This is a genomic window from Ruegeria sp. BH6, assembly GCF_056538105.1.
On sequence record NZ_JBQFSR010000006.1, the window covers coordinates 136,858 to 159,927 of the forward strand.

Below are 23,070 nucleotides of genomic sequence, written 5' to 3' on the forward strand. Positions count from 1 at the left end.
AGACCGGTGCGTTTTGCTTCACTCAGGATTTTGCGATTACCGGAACCGTTGCCCGGTTTCAGGATCGAATAGCATTGCACGATCTGACCGCACGGTGATACCGATACGCTCCCCTTGCTTGCTGCGCTGGTCTTCGCGCTCTTCAATGATCAGCTTGTCGCCATTGGGGGTCAACAGATAGGTATAACTTACCCCACCAAGCGCTTCGGTCAGATCAACGGCGCAGGTTTCGGCTGCACGATCAACTTCGATATGTTCGGGGCGGATGCCCAGGGTCACCTTGTTCAGACCCGCAGGTACATTGGCCGTCACCTCCAACGGTGCGCTAAGGGCGGGATGCGAGACTTTACCGTCCGCAAAATCACACTCCAGAAAATTCATCGCGGGCGAGCCGATGAACCCCGCAACAAAGCGGTTATCCGGGTCGCGATACAGATCCATCGGCGCGCCGACCTGCTCAATCCGGCCGTCCCGCAATACCACAATCTTGTCGGCCATGGTCATCGCCTCAACCTGATCATGGGTCACATAAATCATCGTTGCGCCGATCTCATTGTGCAGCCGCGCGATCTCCACCCGCATCTCGACACGCAGTTCAGCGTCGAGGTTAGACAGAGGTTCGTCGAACAAAAACACCTCGGGTCCCCGAACGATGGCGCGGCCAATGGCAACCCGCTGTCGCTGACCACCAGACAGGGCCTTGGGCTTGCGTTTGAGGTACTGATCCAGTTTCAGGATATTCGACGCCTGCTCAACCTTTTGGTCGATCTCGGATTTGGCGACCCCGTTCATACGCAGACCGAAGCCCATGTTCTCGGCCACAGTCATATGTGGATACAGAGCGTAAGTCTGAAACACCATCGCAACGCCGCGCTTGGCCGGATCCATATGGGTTACGTCACGCGCACCAATATTAATCTGACCCTCGGTCGTCTCTTCAAGCCCCGCGATCATACGCAGCAAAGTGGATTTGCCGCAGCCAGAGGGGCCAACGAAAACACAGAACTCACCATCTTCGATGTCCAGATCAATACCGTGGATTACCTGCGTCTCGCCATATCGCTTGATCGCCTGATTCAGAGTCACTCCGGTCATGTCGCTTGCATCCTGTTGTTGTCGGCGCATTGGCGGGTCTCGGGGAACCGCCAGGCCTGTGCTTCGGCTCCGATCTGTTCGGCCACTCGGCGAACACGGGGAACCCAGGTTTCCAATTGTTCGAAATTCATCCGCTCGGTCGATCCGGTGACCGAAATTGCCCCCAACATCCGCCCGCCCGACGTCAGAATCGGACAAGCGATGCAAATAATGCCCGGCTCGTGTTCTTCATCGTCGATGGCATAGCCGCGACTGCGGATCAGGTCGAGGTCAGCGCGCAGCGCCGCCTCAGAGGTCAGGGTTTTATCCGTGAATCGGTGATAGCTCTGCTGAGAAACGGCGCGCTCCAGCGCGACCTCATCCAAATACGCCATCATCGCCTTACCGACGCCGGTACAATAGGCCGGGCCGACCTTGCCCGCCTGCGAATACATCTCGATCGGTTGCGCGGCATTGCGCTTGTCGACGTACAGAACCTGACTGGCATCCAGCTGCGCCAGATGCACCGTTTCCCCAGTCTCTGCGCTCAAAGCATCCAGAAACGGCCGCGCTATCGGTGCCAATGAGCTTTGTGTCCAGGCCGAATGCGCAAGCCGCACCAGCCGCAAACCGGGCGTATAGGTTTGCCGATCAGGGTCATATGACAACATGCCCTGATTGGTCAGCGTTTGCAGAAACCGATAGAGCGTAGCCTTGGGGAAATCGCTGCTCTCCAATAGTTCCGCAAATCGGACCGGGCGCGCAAAAGCCGCCACCTGATCCAGCACCTCACATGCTTTTCCTATTGTTCCGTCACCTGCCACGGGCGTCTGTTCTCCTCCTATTGACCCATCGCCATCTTCACGAGGGTCTTGACAAGACTAACCGAGTCGATGTGTAGTTTTCAATATATAAAACACGGTTTCATTATTTGAAACTAAAAATGGAAGCTAAGGGAGGAAACCATGCATTCCATGTTCAAGCGTACTGCGGTGGCGCTGGCGGCCAGTGCGGCACTTGCCGCGCCCGTAGCAGCCGAACTGTCCGGCGAGCTGCGAATCTTCCTCGACACATCGAACCCGGCGCCCCGCGCGACGATGGAAGCGATGATCGATCGGTTCGCGCAACAGCATCCGGGGCTCGAGATTGAAACTACCGTGATCGACCGCGAGGCGTATAAGACTCAGATCCGCAACTTCCTTACGGCGGACACACCGGACGTTGCGACATGGTATGCAGCCAACCGGATGAAGCCCTATGTTGAGGCCGGCCTGTTCGAAGACGTGTCCGATCTTTGGGCCGAACCCGAGATCGCAGACAATCTCGCCTCGACCAAAGGCGCGATGACCCTTGATGGTAAGCAATGGGGCGTGCCCTATACCTACTATCAATGGGGCGTTTACTACCGCAAAGACATCTTTGATGAGCTGGGCCTGACCGAGCCGACCACCTGGGAAGAAGAGCTGGTCAACTGTCAGAAGATCGTCGATTCCGGTCGCGCCTGTTACACCATCGGCACCAAGTTCCTTTGGACTGCCGGTGGCTGGTTCGACTACCTGAACATGCGCACAAACGGCTTCGACTTCCACAACCAACTTGCCAATGGCGAAATCAGCTGGGAAGACGACCGGGTCAAGCAAACCTTCGCCAACTGGAAACAGCTGATCGACATGGGAGCGTTCATCGACAACCACCAGACCTATAGCTGGCAAGAGGCCCTACCCTTCATGGTCAACGGCGAGGCCGCGGCGTATCTGATGGGCAACTTCGCCGTCGCTCCGCTGCGCGAGGCCGGGCTGACCGATGATCAACTGGATTTCTACCAGTTCGTTGCCATCAACCCTGACGTTGAACTGGCCGAGGACGCGCCGACCGACACGTTCCACATCCCGGCCAACGCATCGAACAAGGAAGCCGCACGTGAGTTCCTGCGCTTCGTTGTATCCGCGGATGAACAGTCCCAGATCAACAACGGCGCCAATCTCGGCCAACTGCCAGTGAACGCGCAATCAACCGTGGATGACGACAAGTTCCTGCTACAGGGTTTCGAGATGCTGTCGTCGAACAGCCCCGGTGGCGTGGCGCAGTTCTGGGACCGTGACGCACCGGCCGAAATGGCCAAAGTGTCGATGGAAGGGTTTCAGGAATTCATGGTCAAGCCGGACAATGCCGACCGCATCCTGGCCAAATTGGAACGCGCACGTCAGCGCATCTACGACAACTGAATCGGTCGGGTCGGGCGAAATCCCGGCCTGCACCTCATCCTGCGTAAGACGGGTGGCAACCCGTCTTACTCAACATACCTAAAACCCGAGTTTGCTCATGTCAGCCGTCGACGTCCCAGAACAGGAAAGCTGGTTCCACAGAAACCAACAACGCATTGCGCCCTGGCTGTTTCTGGCCCCGGGCCTGCTGTTCTTCATGGTTTATGTGATCATCCCGGTGTTCCAGTCCTTCAACCTGTCCCTCTATGAATGGGATGGACTTGGGGCGGCTGAATATGTGGGCTTTCGCAACTATGAAGACCTCTATTGGGAATGGGTTGACCGGGATGCATTCTATACCTCGTTGAAAAACAACCTGATCTGGCTGGTCCTCTATCTGGCCGCGATCCCGGCGGGCCTGTTCATCGCGCTGCTCTTGAACCAGACGGTCTGGGGCATCCGCCTGTACAAATCACTGTTTTTCTTCCCCTTCGTTATTTCTCAGGTCGTCGTCGGCCTCGTTTTTACGTGGTTCTATGACCCGACCTTCGGCCTGCTCAATGAGTTCCTCGGTCTGTTCGGCATCGAGCCGCTGAACGTGCTAGGGGATGAGCGCTTTGTCACCTATGGCATCATCTTTGCCGGTCTGTGGCCGCAAACGGCCTATTGCATGATCCTTTACCTGACCGGCCTGAACGCCGTGGACCCCGAACAGATCGAGGCCGGGCGTCTGGACGGCGCCAAGGGCCTGCGGATGTTATGGCACATCATCCTGCCGCAACTGCGCCCCGCCACGTTCATCGCCTTTGTCGTGACCATCATCGGCGCGCTGCGCAGCTTCGATCTGATTTCAATCATGACCCAGGGCGGCCCGTTCGGATCATCTCGCGTGCTGGCCTATTACATGTTCGAGGTCGCGCTGTCCGAATACGGCTTCCGTATGGGGTATGGTGCCGCCATCGCTGTGATCCTGTTTCTGATCATGCTCTGCTTCATCGCCTACTTCCTGTGGTCGATGTACCGTGAAGAAAAGGGGCACTAAGATGTTTCCCAAACCCATCGAAAAACAATCCCGCGCGGCGCAGATCAGCTATCAGGCCATGCTGCCACTAGCCTTGCTGTTGTGGTTGGGTCCGTTGCTGGCGGTCGCCCTATTCTCGGTTAAACCGGCTGCGGACTTCACCAACGCGAACTATTGGGGCATGCCGTCCAGCTTTGAGGGTGCGTTCAACTACGGGCAGGTGTTCTTTAACTCGGACATGCCACGGTATCTGCTGAACTCGTTCCTGATCACCATCCCGACGGTGGTCGGGTGTGTCGCGCTCAGCACGATGACCGGGTTCGCGCTGGGGATCTACAAGTTCAAATCGAACATCTGGATATTCTTCATGTTCGTGGCAGGCAATTTCGTGCCGTTTCAAATTCTGATGGTTCCGGTCCGCGACCTGACACTGCAGCTGGGTCTCTACAACACCAAAACCGGGCTCGTGCTGTTCCACATCGCCTTCCAGACTGGGTTCTGCACCCTGTTCATGCGCAACTTCATCCGCGCCCTTCCGTTTGAGCTGATCGAAGCTGCCCGGGTCGAAGGTATCAGCGAATGGCGTATCTTCTGGTATGTAGTCCTGCCACTGATGAAACCAGCCATCGCCGCGCTCAGCGTGCTGATCTTCACCTTCATCTGGAACGATTATTTCTGGGCCGTTGTCCTGACCCAAGGGGCCGAAAGCCAACCTGTTACCGCAGGCATCACCAGCTTTAACGCACAATTCCGCGCCGCCTATCAGTTGATGAGCGCCGGCTCCATCGTGGCAGCCTTGCCGCCGGTGGCCATGTTCTTCCTGATGCAGAAACACTTCATCGCGGGTCTGACCCTCGGTGCCGTCAAATAGCTTCGAACCGGAGTTCGCCTTATGACCAAGATCACCTTTATTGGTGCGGGTTCCACGATTTTCATGCAGAACATCGTGGGCGATGCCCTGCTGACCCCTGCGCTGGCCGACAGCCACTTTGCATTGATGGATATCGACGCCGAACGCCTGGCTGAAAGCGAGGCGGTCGCCCGTGCGATGATCCGCTCGGTCGGATCGGGTGCGACCGTATCCACCCATAATGACCGCCGCGCGGCGCTGGACGGGGCGGATTTCGTGATCACCGCCTTCCAGATTGGCGGCTATGAACCCTGCACAGTCACCGATTTTGAAATTCCCAAGCAGTACGGTCTGCGACAAACCATAGCTGATACGCTGGGCATTGGGGGCATCATGCGCGGCCTGCGCACGGTTCCTGTTCTGTGGGATGTGGCGCGAGACATGATGCAGTTGTGCCCGAATGCAACCCTGTTGCAATACGTCAACCCAATGGCGATCAACACTTGGGCGCTGGCCGAGCAATTTCCAGCGGTGAAGCATGTTGGCCTCTGCCACTCGGTCCAGAACACGGTCGAAGAGCTGGCCCATGATCTGGACCTGCCTAAGGACGAGTTTCGCTATAAGGTCGCAGGCGTAAATCACGTCGCCTTCTTTCTACGGTTGGAACACCAGGGGCGCGATCTCTACCCCGCATTGCGGCGGGGATACGCAAGCGGTCAAATACCCAAGGCCCCGCTGTTGATGCCACGTTGCCCCAACAAAGTCCGGTATGAGGTGATGGACCATCTGGGCTATTTCTGCACCGAAAGCTCCGAGCATCTGGCGGAATACGTGCCGTGGTTCATCAAGGATGGGCGGCCGGACCTGATCGAGCAGTTTTCGATCCCGCTGGACGAATACCCCACCCGCTGCGTCGAACAGGTGGCCAGTTGGAAAGAACAGGCCAAGACCCTGACCGACGGGCGCAATATTAAGGTCACCCGCAGCCATGAATTCGCTGCCGATCTGATAAATGCCATCGTCACCGACACGCCCTACGTGGCCTATGGTAACCTGCCCAACACAGGCCAAATCCCGCAATTGCCCTTGGGGGCTGCGGTTGAAACCCCGTGCTTGGTGGACAGCAACGGCGTGCAGCCCTCGGTGGTCGCGGACATCCCACCGCAGTTGATCGCGCTGATGCGCAGTCAGATCAACGTGCAGGAGCTAACGGTGCGTGCGCTGGTCGACCGGAACCCCGAATACATATATCACGCCGCCATGATGGACCCGCACACTGCCGCCGAACTGGACCTGCGCCAAATCCGCAACATGGTTGATGATCTTCTCATCGCCCATGCCGATTGGCTGCCGGACTGGTGCAAACCGGCAAAAGCCGCCTGACCCCAAGAATAGAAGGCAGACCAAATGACTAAGAAACGCCGATCACAGCACTGGTATGGCAAGCTGGACAAAGATGGGTTCATCCACCGCTCGTGGATGAAGAACCAGGGCTTTCCAGACCACGCGTTTGACGGGCGCCCCATCATCGGGATCTGCAACACATGGTCGGAACTAACGCCCTGCAACTCGGGCCTGCGTGACCTGGCCGAAGGGGTCAAACGCGGCGTGTGGGAGGCCGGAGGTTTTCCGGTCGAATTCCCGGTCATGTCGCTAGGCGAGACGCAAATGAAACCCACCGCCATGCTGTTTCGCAATCTGTTGGCGATGGATGTTGAGGAATCGATCCGCGCCTATGGTATCGACGGCGTTGTCCTGTTGGGAGGTTGCGACAAAACCACACCGGGTCAATTGATGGGTGCGGCCTCGGTTGATCTGCCGTCTATTGTGGTCAGTTCCGGCCCGATGCTGAATGGTAAATATCGCGGCCAGGATATCGGGTCAGGCACAGACGTCTGGAAATTCTCTGAAGCCGTACGCGCAGGTGAAATGACCCTGCAGGATTTCATGAGTGCGGAATCCGGAATGTCGCGCAGTGCGGGCGTTTGCATGACGATGGGCACGGCCAGCACAATGGCGTCGCTGGTCGAAGCGATGGGCATGAGCCTGCCCACCAACGCCGCCCTGCCCGCTGTCGACGCCCGTCGCATGGCGCTGGCACATCTGACCGGCAAACGGATTGTCGAGATGGTGGACGAAGATCTCAAACCCTCGGACATCCTGACCAAGGAAGCGTTTGAAAACGCCATCCTGGCCAACGCCGCCGTGGGTGGATCGACAAATGCGGTGGTTCATTTGCTGGCATTGGCAGGCCGCGTCGGAGTCGATCTGACCCTGAAAGACTTCGAAATCGGTTCAGACATTCCCCTTTTGGTGAACTGCATGCCCTCGGGCAAATACCTGATGGAGGATTTCTGTTACGCAGGCGGCGTTCCCGTCGTTCTGTCCGAGCTGAAACCCTTCCTGCGGCCCGCGAAAACGGTTTTGAACAAGGATATCTCGGCCCATTATGAAGGGGCTGAATGTTTTAACCGCGACGTCATCCGCCCCTTTGACGATCCGGTGAAACCCGCCGCGGGCCTGCGCGTGCTGCGCGGCAATCTGGCCCCGAACGGCGCCATAGTGAAACCCTCGGCCGCGACGGACGCACTGTTGGAGACCGAGGCCGAAGTCTATGTCTTTGAGAACATTGAAGACCTCAAGGCCAATATCGACCGCGACGATCTGCCTGTCACGGCTGAGACCATTTTGGTGCTGAAAGGCTGTGGCCCCAAAGGGTATCCCGGCATGCCCGAGGTCGGCAATATGCCGATCCCCGCGCGGCTGGTGAAAGAGGGTGTGCGCGATATGATCCGCGTCTCGGACGCGCGGATGTCAGGCACAGCGTTCGGCACTGTAATCCTGCATGTCAGCCCCGAGGCGCAGGCGGGTGGCACATTGGCACTGGTAAAAACCGGCGACCGCATTCGCGTATCCGCCAGCAAGGGCGAGCTGGAGTTGCTGGTGGACCAAAAGGAACTGGACGCCCGGCGCGCAGCATGGCAACCCGACGCCCCGCATTACACCCGTGGATACGCGAAGCTTTATATTGATCATGTGCTGCAGGCCGATCAGGGCGCGGACCTTGATTTCCTTGTCGGCAAAGACACACGCCTTGTGACCAGAGAGAGCCACTGATGGACCAACCCGCCACTTTCCACGATTTGAACGGGGCATCCGTCTATATTACCGGCGGCGGCTCGGGGGTGGGCGCCGCGCTCACGGACGGGTTTCTGGCCCAAGGCGCAAACGTTGCCTTCATCGGCCGTTCGGACGCCAGCGATTTCGTCGAAGAGATGCGCGACAAACACGGCCGCGCGCCATTGTTCATGCAAGGCGACATGACCGATACCGAATTGCTGCACGCTACCATGCAAAAGGCGGCCGAGGCCCATGGCCCCCTGAACGTGCTGATCAACAACGCTGCCAACGACAAGCGCCACGCGCTTGAGGACACTACATCCGAGTTCTGGGACTGGATGATCGAAGTGAACCTCAAGGCCTATTACTTTGCCTGTCAGGAGGCCGCGCGCCAGATGCAGGATAGGGGCGGCGCAATCGTCAATTTCAGCTCGATCAGCTACATGATGGGCAATGCAGGTTATCCGATTTACACCACTTCAAACGCCGGGATCACCGGGATGACGCGATCCTTGGCGCGCGAATTGGGGCCGCAGAACATCCGCGTGAATGCGCTGGCTCCGGGCTGGGTTCTGACGCAGAAACAGCTGGACATGTGGGCCACGCCCGAAGATCTGGCCGCGCATTTGGACCGTCAATGCCTGAAAGAACACCTGACGCCCGAGGATATGGTCGCACCGACCTTGTTTCTGGCCTCGGACGCCAGCCGCGCGATGACCGGGCAATGCGTGGCCGTCGATGGCGGCGTTGTCGTAACGGGGTAAAGCCATGAGTACGGAATGGATTGCAGTCGACTGGGGAACCTCGCATCTGCGGGCTTGGGCAATGCAGGGTGATGCGGTGCTGGATCAGGCGCAGACGGACAAAGGCATGGCACGGGTGGACAAAGGCGGGTTTCAAGCCGCGCTGTTCGAACTGATCGAAGGCTGGCTGGGCACGGCGCCACTTGACGTGATCGCCTGCGGAATGGTGGGCGCGCGGCAGGGCTGGGTCGAAGCCCCCTATTCCGCCGTTCCGTGTGAGCCAACGCCGGTTGCGCCGTTTCGTGTTCCCGGCACCGACCCCCGCATTCGCGCCTTCGTGGTGCCCGGTCTGAAACAAACCGCACCACCCGATGTCATGCGCGGCGAAGAAACGCAGATCGCCGGGTTTCTGGCCTCGCGTCAGAACTGGGACGGGGTGATTTGCCTGCCTGGGACCCATACGAAATGGGTGCAGGTCAGCGCCGGAGAGGTTGTCAGCTTTCGCACCTTCATGACGGGTGAGATGTTCGATCTGCTGGGCGGGCAATCGGTGCTAAAACACTCGATCGGCGAGGGCTGGGAGGATGCCGCCTTTGCCGAGGCCACTGCCGATGCCTTGTCGAAACCTGAACAGTTGGCGGCGCGCCTGTTTGGCCTGCGGGCCGCTGATCTGCTGCAAGGGCAGGATGGCGGCGTTATCCGGGCACGGCTGTCAGGTTATCTGATCGGCGCGGAATTGGCGGCCACCCGCCCCTATTGGTTGGGGCAGCAATTGGCAATCATCGGGGCCGAGAGCCTGTCGGAAGTTTATGCCAAGGCGCTACAACAACAGGGCGCGTTTGTAGAAACCGCCAACAGCACGAAATGTACCCTGGCCGGTCTGCAACAGGCCCGCAACCTCACGAGGCAAACCGCATGAGCCGACCCATCATCGCCATTTTGCGCGGACTAGCCCCCTCGGACGCAACGGACGTTGGACGGGCGCTGATCGACGCTGGCATCGACAAGATCGAAGTGCCGCTGAATTCACCCGACCCGCTGGCCTCGATCGCCGTTCTGGCCAATGAGTTCAGTGATCGTGCTTTGATCGGGGCAGGCACGGTTTTGACGTCCCAGCAGGTCGACATGGTATCAGAGGTCGGCGGTCGTCTGATCGTGTCACCGAATTGCGACCCCGAGGTGATCTCGCACACACATCGGCTGGGGCTGGAAAGCTGGCCGGGTATTTTTACCCCGACCGAAGCTTTCGCCGCGCTCCAAGCAGGGGCATCAGGGTTGAAACTGTTCCCCGGCGCGCTGGCTGGACCAACAGGGTTGGCGGCCTTACGAGCGGTGCTGCCAGAAGGCACAAAGGTTTATGCCGTCGGCGGGGCAGGCCCCGAGAATTTCGACCTGTGGATCAAGGCAAGCGCTGATGGGTTCGGCATCGGATCGGCGCTGTTCAAACCCGGCATGACCGCCTCGGAAGTCGCAGAGCGGGCGACCCAAATCGTCACCGCCTACGACAAGGCCACTGGATGAGCATCGTCTACGACAACCGCGCCTGTGAACTGGGCGAAGGGCCGTTGTGGCACCCGGAACGGCAACAGCTGTTCTGGTTTGACATCCTGGGCAAACGTCTGATGACGCGGAACGGCAAAGCGCAGCGCAATTGGCAGTTCGACGAACATGTCTCGGCCGCGGGCTGGGTAGACCGGGATACGCTGTTGATAGCCTCTGAAACGGGCCTGTGGCGGTTCAACCTGCAAAACGACCAGAAAGACCTGATCGCCCCACTTGAGGCGGACAATCCGGTCACGCGCTCAAATGACGGACGTGCGGATCCTTGGGGTGGGTTCTGGATCGGGACGATGGGTAAAACCGCCGAACCCGGTGCAGGCGCGATTTATCGGTATTGGCGGGGGGAACTTAGGCAACTGGTGGACGATGTCACGATCTCGAACGCGATCTGCTTCGCCCCGGACCGGTCTTGCGCCTATTACACGGACACGGCCACCAAGCAGGTCATGCAATGGCCACTGAATTCCGAAACCGGCTGGCCCAAGGGCGACAGCACGGTATTCTTGGACCTACGCGTCGACGGTTTGAACCCCGACGGCGCCGTGGTTGATGCGAAAGGCAACCTCTGGATCGCGCAATGGGGTGCAAGCCGTGTTGCAGCCTATACACCGTCAGGACAGTTCCTGACGGCCATCCCATTTGAAGCCACCCATGTGTCATGCCCCGCATTTGGCGGCAACGACTTGACCACACTCTACTGCACCACTGCCCGCGAGGGACTGGACAAGGACACGCTTGCTGCACGCCCTACCAACGGTATGACCTTTGCCGCCCCCGGCGCGGGTACTGGGCAGGCCGAACACAGAGTCATTCTATGAAGCCCGAACTTGGTGTTTGCTACTATCCCGAACACTGGCCCGAAGAAATGTGGGCCACGGACGCCGCGCAGATGGTCGAAACCGGCCTGAGCTGGGTGCGGATCGGTGAGTTTGCCTGGAGCCGGATGGAGCCAACTCCGGGTGATCTGCAATTCGACTGGATGGACCGAGCAATTGAGGTGCTGGGGGCTGTGGGCCTTAAGGTTGTTCTGGGCACACCGACAGCTACGCCGCCCCGATGGATGCTTGAGAAACACCCTGACATGCTGGCGGTGGATGTTCAGGGGCAGCCGCGCAAATTCGGTTCACGCAGGCACTATTGCTTTAGTCATCAGGGATATATCGCCGAATGCGCCCGCATTGTCCGGCTCATGGGCGAACGGTATGGGCGCAACCCGCATGTCGCCGCCTGGCAGATCGACAACGAATATGGCTGCCATGACACGACCGTCAGCTACAGCCAGCCTGCCATGCGAGAGTTTCAGAGGTGGCTGGCCGATCAATATGGCTCGGTCGACGCTCTGAACGCCGCCTGGGGCAATGTGTTCTGGTCGATGGAATACGCAGGTTTCGATCAGATCGACCTGCCCAATCTGACTGTGACCGAACCCAACCCAGCGCATGTTCTGGCCTTCCGCCGGTTCAGCTCGGATCAGGTGGTGATGTTCAACAAAGCGCAGGTTGATGCATTGCGGCCACTGACTGACGCGCCGCTGCTGCATAATTATATGGGTCGGGTTCTGGATTTCGATCATTTCAAAGTCGGTGCGGATCTGGATATCGCCACATGGGACAGCTACCCGATTGGGTTTCTCTCAGACCGGCTTGAGGCGGACGAGGCCCATAAAGCCGCGTTCCTGCAACAGGGCGATCCGGATATGCAGGCCTTTCATCACGACCTTTATCGCGCCGTTGGGCGCGGGCGCTGGTGGGTGATGGAACAACAACCGGGCCCGGTGAACTGGGCTCCTTATAACCCTGCCCCCCTGCCCGGCATGGTGCGCCTGTGGTCGCTTGAGGCGGTGGCGCATGGGGCCGAAGTGGTCAGCTATTTCCGCTGGCGGCAGGCTCCGTTCGCGCAGGAACAAATGCACGCTGGCCTTTTGACACCGAACAACACACCCGCCCCGGCACTGGCTGAGGCACGTCAAACCGCAGTTGATCTGGCCGAGCTAGGCGCGCTGACGCAAACGCAGGCGGACGTGGCGATTGTGTTCGATTATGCCTCGGACTGGGCCTGGGCGACACAACCGCAAGGGGCCGGGTTCAACTATTTCCGGCTGGTTTTTTCAGCCTATCGCGCGCTGCGGCGGGCCGGGCTTTCGGTGGACTTCATTGCGGCCTCGGAAACGCCCAAGACCGGCTACAAACTGATCCTCGCCCCCGGTCTTGCCACGCTGGATGACGATCTGGAAACCCGCCTGACTGAGGGTTGTGATCTGGCCATCCTTGGCCCCCGTACAGGCGCGATCACTCGCGATTTCCAAATTCCAACCTCAGGCCGCCCGGGCCTGTCCGGGCTGGATTGCGGAGTTGATCTTGTGGAAACCCTGCCCCCTAACGTGCAGCGTGATGTTAACGGAGGTGGCGCGGCGCAACACTGGGTTGACCGCCTCTCCGGAGATGCCCCAGACCTTTTGACCTTTGTTGATGGCACATCTGCCCTAAAAGGCGAAAACGGTCTTTGGTACCTTGCGGGTTTCCCGGATGAGGCTCTTTGGGACAGGGTCATCTCGATGGCCGCCAAAACGGTCGACCTGACCTTGCATGCAATGCCCGAGGGCCTGCGCCGACGGGAAACCGTGCAGTATATTTTTCTGATCAACTACACCGCCGCACCCGTCCTTTGGAACGGGCACGAAATCGCAGCGTGTGACGTCGTCATCCTACCAAAGGGTCCACCCGCACAGGGGTAATGCTCAGGCGTTTAAAAATCTGTCGACAAACTCGGCCCGTGCTTTGGCATACCACGGAGCTTCGGCCAGCCACGGGTTGAGGTTGGCCAACGCGTCGCCCGGATAGGCCTCGGCAAAGTTCTTTCTGAACTCATCGCCCGCGAAATCCTCGGCGCCCAGTACGGCTGTGTTATATCCGTTCACTGCAGCGGCAGCTCCGGCTGGCTCAGGTCGGTACAAATAGTTGATGAGCGCATAGACCTGTTCGATGTTTTCCGCACCGACTGGCATTGCAAGACCATCCACCCACGCCATCGCTCCTTCGATCGGAGCCTGATAATTCACCGGTTCCCCTGCTGATTTCAAAGCCAGCGGCGGCCCGTCCCATGTTTGCCCCACAACCACGCCGCCATTCAGCAAGCCGTATTTCTGAGTTTCAGCATCGTTCCAAATCAGCTTGATCCGATCCCTGCGTTCAATGCACCAGTCCGTGATCCGGTCCCAGACCCTGCGCATGGTGTCTTCGTCGTCATAGGCATCCCAGACGGACTCGGGCTCCATCTCACCCAAGCGTTCCAAATACAGACCCGCACACAGCATCATAGAATGCGCACGACCCATGGTCATACCGGCATTTTCTTCCGCCCAGACATCCCCATAGGATGGAGCGTCGCCTTCGGGCGACCACAGATCGGTACGGTAGGCTATGCCCTCAGTCCCCCAGATATGCGGCAGCCAGTGCGCTCCGCTTTTGTTGAAATTCCAAGCGTCGGTCCCAATTCTAACCATGGAAGGGTTAACCGCGTCCAGGTTCACCTTATCCAGATCAAACGGTTGCAGCAGGTCCAGCGGCGCCCATTGCAAAGACCGCATGTTGGTAGGCGCGACAAGGTCAAACCCCTGGCCATTCGACGCAGTCATCATGTTGAGGATTTCTTCGTTCGATCCGATCCCGATATGATTGACCCTGATCCCCGTTTCCGCTTCGAACCCTTCCAGGAACTCAGGCGGCAGGTAATCCGACCACATCACCACGTTGATCTCACCCGAAGAGGCCAGCGCGCTTTTGCTGTAAAGCGGAGCCGCCAAAACAGCCGCACCCGCGCCTTTCAGCATCGAGCGTCTGGAAAGGGTTTTCCGTTCAGCCATTTTGATTCTCCTGCTATTGAGTTGTTTTGCAGCCTTTTACTTGCTGCCAACAGGAATGTGGACTGGCAAGATCACGTGTCCCGCCAGATTGAAACCCCATAGGGTGGGATTTCAGTGCCCCCAACCAAATAGGCATGTGGTTCGTCAGTCGGTAATGACAACCCATCTGCCCCGAAATTGAAGGCAAATTTCAATCCTCCGCGACTTGTGATCCGCAGGTCCGGTCCGCACTCCGTGACGGGAAGGCCCGCCCAGCTTAACGCGTCCGAAAGTATGGCATGCAGCAATTGGCCGCGTGGGATCATTGCCAGATAGATCGCTCGGTCAGAGCGTACAATCGCCGGGCTGCCATCCCGGTATGCGCTGCAAAACTCTGCCGTTACCGTTCCGCTGGTGTCGATGATTTCCCGCCAACCGGTGAAGTCATACGTCGTTCCGTCCTGCAAGCGCACCGATTCCTGCGCCAGTTCTGGTAGCGATTCCACCCGCAAGACCGTCACACCGGTAAGCTCAGCCAACGCTCCGGGCGCAAGGTTGTGCGGTGTGTGCATGTCGGGTGTCTTGCTGCCCGCGCGCGCGCCGATCAGCAGTTTCGCCCCACTGTCCCGCAGTTTGATGGCCAGATCGTATGGAACGATCATGCTTTGCGGGACAACAATCAGGGCATACCCGTTCAGCTCATCTTGTGGCCCCACAAAATCCAGATCGACCCCAAGCGCGCACAGCCCGGCATACCATTCGCGGATGATCTGAGCATTTGGGAAGGCATCGTCATTCGGCAGGATATCCGCCGCCCAGATGGATTCGTAATCCAGAATTATGGCCACCTGCGCCCGCTCACGTACCACGGCGGGCAACAAGTCGCGCTCCGCCGCAACCTGCGCCAATTCCACGGCGGCCTGATCCGGGCTGCCGTCCGAACGCAACAATGCTGTGTGATACTGTTCCTGCGCAAATTTAGCCTGTCGCCAGCGAAAAAACATCACCGCCTGCGCGCCATGCGCATAGGCTGCCCAGGTCCACAGTCGCACCATCCCGTCCGCGGGTGAGGGGTTTTTCTCGGCCCAGTCCACCGGGCCGGGTTGCTGCTCCAACACCCACATGCGCCCCTTGCCTAGAGAGCGATACAGATCGCAGTGAAACCCCTGATAATCCGGCGCGCCGGTCCGCAAATAGCGGTGCTTTTCGTCGTCAGACAGGGTCGAGCCCAACAGATTTCCTAAGGGGTAACTGTCGAAGCCAACAATATCCAGATCGGCGGCAACGGCATGGTGATCGAACTCAAAACTGCCCGCCATGAAATTATGGGTGATGTCCCGGTCCGGCGCGTACTGACGCAGCACATCCAACTGCGCGCGGTTGAACAACCGCACCCGGTCCGAGGAGTATCGCGCAAAATCCAGTGCATGGGTTGGGTTGGGGCTGGCCACCAGCCCGTTGGGCAATTCGATCTGGTCAAAGCTGGAATAGGCAGATCCCCAGAACACGGTCCCCCAAATTTCATTCAGTATCGCGATCGACCCGTACCTATCCGCCAGCCACCGCTGGAATCCGACCCGCGCCGCATCCGAATAGCTAAGCACCGTGTCGTGATCGTTATATTCATTGTCGATCTGCCAAGCGTGAACATAGGGGTTCTGGCCATAACGACGGGCATATTCGGTGGCAATCCGGCGGGCTTCGGCCAGATAGACATCGCTGGAAAAGCAATAATGCCGCCGCGATCCAAACCCTCGCACGCGCCTGTCCGGGCCAACTGGCAGAATTTCCGGATGTTCGTCGATCAGCCATTTCGGCGGGGCGGCGGTGGGCGTGGACATCATCACGCGCAGGCCTGCCTCGCCCAGAATGTCGATCACCTCATCCAGCCAATCCCAGTGGAAAACGCCGCGCTCCGGTTCAATCAGGCCCCAAGTGAATTCGGCGATGCGCACCCAATCCAGTCCCATCTCGACCATTCGCTGCGCGTCTTCACGCCAGAGCGACCGGTCCCATTGTTCGGGGTAATAGCAAACCCCAAGTTCCAATCTGCTCATCGATCTTCCCTTGCCGTGCGGCGTTCGATCCATTTGAGGAAGCTGGCGCAGCCCAACGTGATCACCACATAGAGGATTGCAGCTGTATTAAACGGCGCAAAGGGCAGAAAACTGGCGGCCTGAAATTCGCGCATACGCTGGGTCATATCGCGGACTGACAGGATCGACAGCAGTGAGGTATCCTTGATCATCGCAATGAACTCATTGCCCAAGGGCGGCGTGACGATGCGCAGCGCCTGCGGCAGGATGATCAGCCGCGCAGTTTGCCAGCGCGAAAGACCCAGCGAGCCACCAGCCTCGATCTGACCCCGTGGGATGGCCTCGATCCCGGATCGGAAAATCTCGGCCATATAAGCGGAATAGCCGACCGAGATCGCGATGATCCCGCGAGTCATATTGGTCATATCGATACCGCCACCCGTGGCATCTTTGACCGCCCCAGCCAAAGGCAGACCGATATAGAGGATGATCACTAGCATCGGAATGCCACGGATCGTGTCCACGAAGAACTCGGCCCCTACGGCCAGCGGATGCAGCTTGTGCTGCGCGCCGCCCACCGTCAGCGTCAGCAACAGAAAGCCAAACACGGCAAAAGCCAGCGCTGGGTTGCGGTACTGATCCGGCAGAAATTGCGTCTGCCAGATCACCGGATAGCCCTTGGTGTTGGCACCGACCGGGACAAAGGCGCCCGACACGCTGTCGACGGTTTCGATCTGTTCCACCGCGCTGGCAGCGTTTGGGGCGCTACGGATGCGGTATTGCTGGTCTTCGCCCCCGTCGAATTCACCAAACCTGATGATGTCGGCCTGCGCCTGCGGGGTGCCGCGCACAATGGCGATGCGCGCATCCAGCGTACCTATCAGTTCGTATTTGACCTGTGGCTGCATGAAGAAAAACGCCGATACACCCAGCAAAGTCAGGCTGATACAGCCATAGACAACAGTCGTGCGCGCCTTGGGTTTGAACGATTGCAGCCCGACCCAGATCAACCCCAGAATGGCGGCGAAGATATAAGCAAAAATGGCGGCGCGAAACGTGATCGCCACTCCGGTTGCAAATTGCCAATGGGCCATAAACATCAGATAGAACAGCGCGGCCCCGGTCAGGATTTCAAACCCAAGCTGAGCAAGTCCTCGCGCCCTGACGGGCAACCGGCCCGACAGCAAAATACCAGCAACCACAAGCGCATAGATTAGCAGTAACACCTGAAGACCTGTCTGAACCTGATCAACAACGTCTGGAAAAAGTACCCAAGTCTGCGCGGAGCGGTCGATCAAGGTCGAAGTATTTTCGCTGAGCGCATGAAAGAAGACGGACTCGGCAAATGGCATCAGCACCTGCGGCGCGACGAAAACCAAGACCGCCAACGCCAACGCTGCGGGCAAGGCCGCCCATGCCGAGATACGCACCCAACCCGGCGCCGTCTGAAATCGCGCGTTTCGGGCGCAGAGATATCCCAGAATGGCCACCGCAAGAACCAGCAGGAACCCGACAAAAATCGGGCCGGCATTATTCCCGATCCCGAGAATTGCGATCAAAGAGCGCAGGTATTTTGAAGAGGTAGCGAACAGGTAGATAATGAACGGGGCCGCGGCGAGCAGAACAAGATTGCTCGGGCGGATCGAGCTTAGACGCTTCATGGAACCTCACTGCAAACAGGCGGCCCGGTTGCCATCGGCACCGGGCCGTTTCGGATCGGACAGGTTTATTCGGTGCCCCAGTATTTGCCGACCAACTTGTCCAGCGTGCCGTCGGCCTTGATCGCTGCCAGCCCTTCGTTGATGGCGTCGACCGTAGCGTCGCCTTCCTGAAACACGATACCCAGCGGGTCGGATTGCAGGCCGGTGATGCCCACGGTCAGCTCACCCGCGAACTCCTGCTCATATGCGGTGGCCGAGGTGCCGTCGATGATCACACCCTGCACATCCGCATTTTGCAGTGCCAGTATCGCGGCAGAGAAGTTGTCATACAGGCTGACATTTTCGCGCCCTACTAGATCCTCGGCCAATTGCGCGTTGGTGGTACCGGTCTGCGCCGCCAACTTCTGACCACCGGCTTTGAAATCCTCAAGCGTCATGTCCGCATTGTCGACCTGGAGCAGAATGGCCTGACTGACCACAATGTAGGGTTCTGAGAAATCCATCGTCTCTTCGCGTTCCGGCGTGATTGAGACGCCCGAGATCACCAGATCGAACTCACCCTGCTGAAGCGCGGCAAAGATGCCGTCCCATGCGGTGTTGACGAAATTCGGGACGCAATTGACCCGTTCGCAGATCGCATTCATCACATCCACATCGAAACCCACGATCTGACCGGTCGTCTCATCGACAGTCTCCATTGGCGGATAGGTGGCGTCAGTTCCGATTTTCAGAACGCGCCCGTCCAGGTCGGCAGCAAAAACTGCGGGGGCTGCTATCGCGGTCACGACCGCTGCGGCCAGTAGATTTTTAAACATCTTCAAGTCCTCCTGAGTTGATTTACGTGGTGGGCGCCTTTTGCGGCGCGGGGGTGTCAGGTTGGCGCTCGATCAGCGTGGCCCTGATCTTTTTCTGGGTCTCGGACGGGTCGCCCCCTTCCAAAGCTTTCAACATGTACTCGCCCAGAAGACGGCTGGTTTCTTCGATGGGCACATAATAGGTGCTGGGCGGGGGTACGAAATATCGGCTAAGTTGCAGGTCATCAGTGGAAATCACCACCATGTCCCGGCCAATCTGCACACCCGCAGCATGGGCTGCGGACAAAACGCCTAGTGTCATCGCCTCATTCGCGCAGATACATGCCGTGGGTCGGTCGCTTAGCTGCATCAGAGCCTCAAAACACAACTGCCCAGTACGAGCGGTTGTGGGGCCATTGAAAATCAGCGCTGGGTCAGGCGCAAGGCCACCATTGGCCAACGCCTGTTCGTATCCGGTTTGACGTTGTGCTGCATAGATCAGTTCGGCCGGGGGGTTCACCAAGGCAATACGTCGGTGCCCCAATCCCACCAACCGCGCGGTGGCGTCAAACGCAGCCGCCTGACTGTCGAAGTCGACATAGGCATGGGCTGTCTTGCTGTCGCTCATACCCATGGTCACGAAGGGAAAACTGTGTTGCTGTAGAAAGGCGATGCGCGGATCGTCCTGCAATGTGCCCGAAAAGATGACACCATCGGCCAAACCGTCCTGAACAATCCGCGCCAGAACGGCCATGGCATCCGGCAGATCGGCCACGTTGAACACAGACATCTCGTATCGCGAACCCTGCAAGGACACCGAGATACCGGCCAGAATGCGGGTGAATTCTACCCCTTCCCATTCCTCTGCTGCGTCAGGTGACACGCTGACCAGCACCGCGATACGGTAGGATTTGTTGGTGCGCAGCTTCAAACCGTCCATATTGACACGGTACCCGAGACGCGTGGCTACAGCCTGAATCTCTTGGCGTGTTTCTTCCCGAACTGACGCAGCCCCCCGCAGCGCGTTCGAGACGGTGCCAACGGAATAGCCTGTCTCCTTGGCGATCGACTTGATCGTTGCGCGCGCCATTATCCGACCACCGAAGACATCTGTCCCATCAGACACTTTCGCCCCGTCCGCAACGTCTCGGCGTGGTCGGGCGTTTCATCGTGTTCGACAAACAGATCGCTGCAGGGGCTGTCATTCAGAATGCGCAACAGCCGGGGCCAATCGACCACACCCTGCCCCAGATTGCGCCAGCGATCATCACCCTGCCCTGAAGCCGGTTCTGCATCCTTGGCGTGTACTGATACGATCCGCCCCGCGTACCGCTGCAACACCGCGGCCGGTTCCGGCACCGAGACGGCCAACCATCCGATATCGGGCTGCCAATGCAGCGTGTCATGCGCCAAGATCAGGTCCAAAGGCGATTCTCCAACAGGGCCAACCAGATCAAAATCATGGTTGTGATAAGCCAGTCGAACCCCCTGGCCCGCCAATCGCGCCGCCCAGGCAGAGAGTTGGTCTGCTACATCCTGCCATCCCGCGACCGTGTCAGGGCGGGCCTGAGGCGCCAGCCATGGCATCACGGCAACCGGGCAGTTCAAAAGATCAAGCAGGGTCAGAATATCGTCAAACCGGGTTTCGAATTCTTCCCAATCGAAATGCGCCGACCGGACGGTCAGGCCCGACTGCGCAACTTGCAACGCCATGTGTTTAGGGGACAGATCGTGAAATCCAACCGTTTCAACATCCGCAAAACCGCAGGCGTGGATCAGATCCAACTGCGCAGCCAGACCCCCGAGCTGCCTGACGGTATAAAGCTGTGCCGCTATACGCATCTGCTTACTGGATGTCCCTCGATTGAAACGTTTCAATAACGTTGAAGCAGCAACACCCCTTTTGTCAAGATTCGGTCCAAAGGGGCTGGTATTTCGCCAGAAGTGCTGACAAAACACTCTAATCCATCGATGATACCGCTAACATATGGAATGCATCGGGCCGAACTGTTAGGTGGCGGCCCAACCGGCGCAAACAGGTTTTGACCATGAATTATACCCGCTCCGATTTCCCAAAGGATTTCCTCTTTGGCGTGGCAACCTCAGCGCACCAGATCGAACAGGAATTCGATCTGGTACACGAAGTCGGGTTTGACAGTTATCAATTTTCAATCAATTGGGCCCGCGTTCTGCCCGAAGGGCGCGGGGCGATGAACGAGACCGGGCTGGACTTTTACGATCGTCTGACGGACGCGCTGTTGGCGCGTGGCCTTCGACCGTGCGCAACACTGAATCAGTGCGAATTGCCTGCGGCGCTGGCAGATCTGGGCGGATGGCGGAATCGCGCCATCGCCGATTGGTTTGCGGATTTCACCGAAATCATTATGGAGCGCGTCGGCGACCGTATGTACAGCGTTGCGCCGATCAGCATCCCGGCTGGCATTGGCAGGTTGCGCAATTTCGCGTATCAGGCGCCCGACCCTGACAATACCCGCGCCATCGCCCGGACAAGGCATCACATGCTATTGGCCCATGGGTGTGCCATCGAAGCGATGCGAGGATTAGGCATGACCAATCTTGGGGTTGTGTTCGATCAAACACGCGCGGAACCGTCCAAGGACCCCAACACCGATCTGCTTGGTGACATCCTCAATCGGTTCTGTCCGGCTGGTGTGTTCAACAAGACCTACCCTGCAACGGCGCTTGAATCGCTGGAGCGTCATCTGCCGGCAAGCTGGCAGGGCGACATGGAAACCATTGGAACTGGCGTTGATTGGTGCGGTCTGACCTTTGACACGCATTGGCCATCTGCTGTGGACCTGAGCCGTTTTCAGCACGACTACACCCAAGACAGGCCTATCTTTGTCACCGGTATGGCTGGCCGCAAAACTTCGCACGGGGATGGGTGGGGTAACGATCTTACCCAACACCTATCGGCAGTGCAGGACGCGCTGAAACAGGGTGTTCCGGTGAAGGGGGTGTTTATCCGGTCTGTGCTGGACCGAGGCAATTGGGCCCCTTACGACGCTGAACCGAAAGACGTGGTCGACACAGTCTCTAGTGCGCCAGAAAGCAAACCGAAGGTGTCGTATAACATCCTTAAACCCGTCCTGTCTGGTGGCGCGGTGTCATTGCCTCTGGCTCAACCACCTGGTGCCATGCGCGCGCATTGGAACTTGGTCGCGGATATCGGCGGAACCAATACGCGCTTGGGCGTAATCGCTGACGGAAAGCTGACCGATCTGCGCAAATACCCAACCGGCACCCTGCCAGAATTGCTTAACGCCTTTCACACCCTGCGCGATGAGATCGGCACCGATCCACGCGCCGTGGTGGCCGCCGGGGCCGGGCCTGTGAAGAACGGGACGATCCGCCTGACGAATGCAAAGCTCGACTTATCCGAGTGTGATATCGGCAAGGCCACGGGCGCGCAGCATACCTTTGTCATCAACGACTTTACCGCCGCTGCTTGGTCGGTGGCCGAAATCACAGGCGATGATGTCGAGGTGTTGCAAGGCGCCGCGACCCCACCCCCTGGCACCCGGTTGGTTGTCGGTCCCGGCACAGGTCTTGGGGTTGGGGCGTTGCTCTATTCTGAGGGCCGGTATCACACTGCATCTGGTGAAGGCGGCCATATCGGCCTGTCACCGCGCCATGTGGATGAGGTCGAGATTTTCAAAGCCGCCCGGCACATCGCGCCGGATTGTTTCTTTAATGAAACTTTGGTGCTTGAGGCGGAAATGTTCCTTAGCGGCACAGGTCTGCCGATCCTGTACCGTGCGGCCGGTATGGCCGCCGGACAGGCCGACACGCCAATGCGCAGCGCCAAGGACATTCTTGATGACGCGCGCACGCAGACAGACCTGATCGCCGAAAAAACGGCGCATATGTTCACCACCCATCTGGGCGCAGTGATGGGTGATCTTGCCGTCGTGCTGATGCCTGTGGGCGGTGTGTTCCTTGTGGGTGGCGTGGCCGAGAAAAACCGCTGGCTCTTCAAGGAAGCCTTCCGCGATGCGTTCAACGCGGGCGGGCGGTTTACCGATTTGCGAAGGTCAATGAGCCTGTATGTTTCCGAACAGGACGAATTTGGCATTGTTGGCGCTAACAATTTCTGTAAAAGTGCGCTCGCGCGTTAATATGACCGCCTGATCCCACAAGACAGA

At 58.6% G+C, this 23,070-nt stretch carries 19 protein-coding genes; 11 read left to right on the forward strand and 8 right to left on the reverse strand.

What is annotated here, in order from left to right:
- Positions 1-36 precede the first annotated feature (36 nt).
- Both ACR0B8_RS13935 and ACR0B8_RS13940 read right to left on the reverse strand, forming a co-directional pair.
- Positions 37-1,095 carry an ABC transporter ATP-binding protein gene (locus ACR0B8_RS13935; protein WP_480658836.1) on the reverse strand — a complete coding sequence of 353 codons (1,059 nt, stop codon included), beginning with the start codon at positions 1,093-1,095 and terminating at the stop codon, positions 37-39.
- The gene (locus ACR0B8_RS13940) at positions 1,092-1,898 is read right to left on the reverse strand and encodes an IclR family transcriptional regulator (RefSeq protein ID WP_480658834.1); all 807 of its coding nucleotides are present in this window, start codon (positions 1,896-1,898) and stop codon (positions 1,092-1,094) included. Before ACR0B8_RS13940 ends, ACR0B8_RS13935 begins: the two co-directional genes overlap by 4 nt.
- Positions 1,899-2,039: 141 nt before the next feature.
- Between ACR0B8_RS13940 and ACR0B8_RS13945 the strand changes: the two genes are divergently transcribed.
- From ACR0B8_RS13945 to ACR0B8_RS13990, 10 genes are all read left to right on the forward strand, one after another.
- The gene (locus tag ACR0B8_RS13945; RefSeq protein ID WP_170361732.1) at positions 2,040-3,299 is read left to right on the forward strand and encodes an ABC transporter substrate-binding protein; all 1,260 of its coding nucleotides are present in this window, start codon (positions 2,040-2,042) and stop codon (positions 3,297-3,299) included.
- A 97-nt stretch (positions 3,300-3,396) separates the two neighbouring features.
- Positions 3,397-4,320 (forward strand): carbohydrate ABC transporter permease, encoded by a 924-nt coding sequence (locus ACR0B8_RS13950; protein WP_170361733.1) that lies wholly within the window; start codon positions 3,397-3,399, stop codon positions 4,318-4,320.
- A gap of 1 nt (position 4,321) precedes the next feature.
- Positions 4,322-5,170, forward strand: coding sequence for a carbohydrate ABC transporter permease (locus tag ACR0B8_RS13955; protein ID WP_170349905.1), 849 nt, complete (start codon positions 4,322-4,324; stop codon positions 5,168-5,170).
- A gap of 21 nt (positions 5,171-5,191) precedes the next feature.
- Entirely contained in the window at positions 5,192-6,532 is a 1,341-nt protein-coding gene (melA, locus tag ACR0B8_RS13960) for an alpha-glucosidase/alpha-galactosidase (RefSeq protein ID WP_226689459.1), read from the forward strand.
- Positions 6,533-6,556: 24 nt separating this feature from the next.
- Entirely contained in the window at positions 6,557-8,266 is a 1,710-nt protein-coding gene (locus ACR0B8_RS13965; protein WP_170377071.1) for an IlvD/Edd family dehydratase, read from the forward strand.
- A complete protein-coding gene (locus ACR0B8_RS13970) occupies positions 8,266-9,033 on the forward strand; it encodes an SDR family NAD(P)-dependent oxidoreductase (RefSeq protein WP_226689458.1) in 768 nt (255 codons plus the stop codon). The genes ACR0B8_RS13965 and ACR0B8_RS13970 overlap by 1 nt, the downstream gene beginning before the upstream one ends.
- 4 nt (positions 9,034-9,037) lie before the next feature.
- Positions 9,038-9,931 (forward strand): 2-dehydro-3-deoxygalactonokinase, encoded by an 894-nt coding sequence (locus ACR0B8_RS13975; protein ID WP_170505945.1) that lies wholly within the window; start codon positions 9,038-9,040, stop codon positions 9,929-9,931.
- Positions 9,928-10,533, forward strand: coding sequence for a 2-dehydro-3-deoxy-6-phosphogalactonate aldolase (locus ACR0B8_RS13980; protein ID WP_480658830.1), 606 nt, complete (start codon positions 9,928-9,930; stop codon positions 10,531-10,533). The genes ACR0B8_RS13975 and ACR0B8_RS13980 overlap by 4 nt, the downstream gene beginning before the upstream one ends.
- On the forward strand, positions 10,530-11,390 hold the full coding sequence (locus ACR0B8_RS13985; RefSeq protein WP_480658828.1) for an SMP-30/gluconolactonase/LRE family protein: 861 nt from the start codon (positions 10,530-10,532) through the stop codon (positions 11,388-11,390). The genes ACR0B8_RS13980 and ACR0B8_RS13985 overlap by 4 nt, the downstream gene beginning before the upstream one ends.
- Positions 11,387-13,306 (forward strand): beta-galactosidase, encoded by a 1,920-nt coding sequence (locus ACR0B8_RS13990; protein WP_480658826.1) that lies wholly within the window; start codon positions 11,387-11,389, stop codon positions 13,304-13,306. The genes ACR0B8_RS13985 and ACR0B8_RS13990 overlap by 4 nt, the downstream gene beginning before the upstream one ends.
- A 3-nt stretch (positions 13,307-13,309) precedes the next feature.
- Here the strand turns inward: ACR0B8_RS13990 and ACR0B8_RS13995 are convergent, their stop codons facing one another.
- The 6 genes from ACR0B8_RS13995 to ACR0B8_RS14020 form a co-directional block, all read right to left on the reverse strand.
- Positions 13,310-14,434, reverse strand: coding sequence for an ABC transporter substrate-binding protein (locus ACR0B8_RS13995; protein ID WP_226689454.1), 1,125 nt, complete (start codon positions 14,432-14,434; stop codon positions 13,310-13,312).
- Between the two features lie 71 nt (positions 14,435-14,505).
- Complete coding sequence (locus ACR0B8_RS14000; protein WP_226689453.1) at positions 14,506-16,470, reverse strand: beta-galactosidase; 1,965 nt, start codon at positions 16,468-16,470, stop codon at positions 14,506-14,508.
- Entirely contained in the window at positions 16,467-18,110 is a 1,644-nt protein-coding gene (locus ACR0B8_RS14005; RefSeq protein ID WP_226689452.1) for an amino acid ABC transporter permease, read from the reverse strand. Before ACR0B8_RS14005 ends, ACR0B8_RS14000 begins: the two co-directional genes overlap by 4 nt.
- Before the next feature lie 65 nt (positions 18,111-18,175).
- On the reverse strand, positions 18,176-18,925 hold the full coding sequence (locus tag ACR0B8_RS14010) for a basic amino acid ABC transporter substrate-binding protein (protein ID WP_170361743.1): 750 nt from the start codon (positions 18,923-18,925) through the stop codon (positions 18,176-18,178).
- Positions 18,926-18,947: 22 nt separating this feature from the next.
- Positions 18,948-19,994 carry a LacI family DNA-binding transcriptional regulator gene (locus tag ACR0B8_RS14015; RefSeq protein ID WP_226689451.1) on the reverse strand — a complete coding sequence of 349 codons (1,047 nt, stop codon included), beginning with the start codon at positions 19,992-19,994 and terminating at the stop codon, positions 18,948-18,950.
- On the reverse strand, positions 19,994-20,746 hold the full coding sequence (locus ACR0B8_RS14020) for a sugar phosphate isomerase/epimerase family protein (RefSeq protein ID WP_226689450.1): 753 nt from the start codon (positions 20,744-20,746) through the stop codon (positions 19,994-19,996). The genes ACR0B8_RS14015 and ACR0B8_RS14020 overlap by 1 nt, the downstream gene beginning before the upstream one ends.
- Before the next feature lie 206 nt (positions 20,747-20,952).
- Here ACR0B8_RS14020 and ACR0B8_RS14025 point away from each other — a divergent pair, with 206 nt between their 5' ends.
- A complete protein-coding gene (locus ACR0B8_RS14025) occupies positions 20,953-23,043 on the forward strand; it encodes a family 1 glycosylhydrolase (protein ID WP_226689449.1) in 2,091 nt (696 codons plus the stop codon).
- Positions 23,044-23,070: the final 27 nt, after the last annotated feature.

What these genes read in the sequence shown, in the direction of transcription:
- ACR0B8_RS13950 (WP_170361733.1), top strand. Translation starts at nt 3,397, where the DNA reads ATGTCAGCCGTCGACGTCCCAGAACAGGAAAGCTGGTTCCACAGAAAC.
- ACR0B8_RS13980 (WP_480658830.1), top strand. Translation starts at nt 9,928, where the DNA reads ATGAGCCGACCCATCATCGCCATTTTGCGCGGACTAGCCCCCTCGGAC.
- ACR0B8_RS13970 (WP_226689458.1), top strand. Translation starts at nt 8,266, where the DNA reads ATGGACCAACCCGCCACTTTCCACGATTTGAACGGGGCATCCGTCTAT.
- ACR0B8_RS14000 (WP_226689453.1), bottom strand. Translation starts at nt 16,470, where the DNA reads ATGAGCAGATTGGAACTTGGGGTTTGCTATTACCCCGAACAATGGGAC.
- ACR0B8_RS13935 (WP_480658836.1), bottom strand. Translation starts at nt 1,095, where the DNA reads ATGACCGGAGTGACTCTGAATCAGGCGATCAAGCGATATGGCGAGACG.
- ACR0B8_RS14025 (WP_226689449.1), top strand. Translation starts at nt 20,953, where the DNA reads ATGAATTATACCCGCTCCGATTTCCCAAAGGATTTCCTCTTTGGCGTG.
- melA (WP_226689459.1), top strand. Translation starts at nt 5,192, where the DNA reads ATGACCAAGATCACCTTTATTGGTGCGGGTTCCACGATTTTCATGCAG.
- ACR0B8_RS13985 (WP_480658828.1), top strand. Translation starts at nt 10,530, where the DNA reads ATGAGCATCGTCTACGACAACCGCGCCTGTGAACTGGGCGAAGGGCCG.
- ACR0B8_RS13990 (WP_480658826.1), top strand. Translation starts at nt 11,387, where the DNA reads ATGAAGCCCGAACTTGGTGTTTGCTACTATCCCGAACACTGGCCCGAA.
- ACR0B8_RS14015 (WP_226689451.1), bottom strand. Translation starts at nt 19,994, where the DNA reads ATGGCGCGCGCAACGATCAAGTCGATCGCCAAGGAGACAGGCTATTCC.
- ACR0B8_RS13945 (WP_170361732.1), top strand. Translation starts at nt 2,040, where the DNA reads ATGCATTCCATGTTCAAGCGTACTGCGGTGGCGCTGGCGGCCAGTGCG.
- ACR0B8_RS13965 (WP_170377071.1), top strand. Translation starts at nt 6,557, where the DNA reads ATGACTAAGAAACGCCGATCACAGCACTGGTATGGCAAGCTGGACAAA.
- ACR0B8_RS13975 (WP_170505945.1), top strand. Translation starts at nt 9,038, where the DNA reads ATGAGTACGGAATGGATTGCAGTCGACTGGGGAACCTCGCATCTGCGG.
- ACR0B8_RS14020 (WP_226689450.1), bottom strand. Translation starts at nt 20,746, where the DNA reads ATGCGTATAGCGGCACAGCTTTATACCGTCAGGCAGCTCGGGGGTCTG.
- ACR0B8_RS14005 (WP_226689452.1), bottom strand. Translation starts at nt 18,110, where the DNA reads ATGAAGCGTCTAAGCTCGATCCGCCCGAGCAATCTTGTTCTGCTCGCC.
- ACR0B8_RS13955 (WP_170349905.1), top strand. Translation starts at nt 4,322, where the DNA reads ATGTTTCCCAAACCCATCGAAAAACAATCCCGCGCGGCGCAGATCAGC.
- ACR0B8_RS14010 (WP_170361743.1), bottom strand. Translation starts at nt 18,925, where the DNA reads ATGTTTAAAAATCTACTGGCCGCAGCGGTCGTGACCGCGATAGCAGCC.
- ACR0B8_RS13995 (WP_226689454.1), bottom strand. Translation starts at nt 14,434, where the DNA reads ATGGCTGAACGGAAAACCCTTTCCAGACGCTCGATGCTGAAAGGCGCG.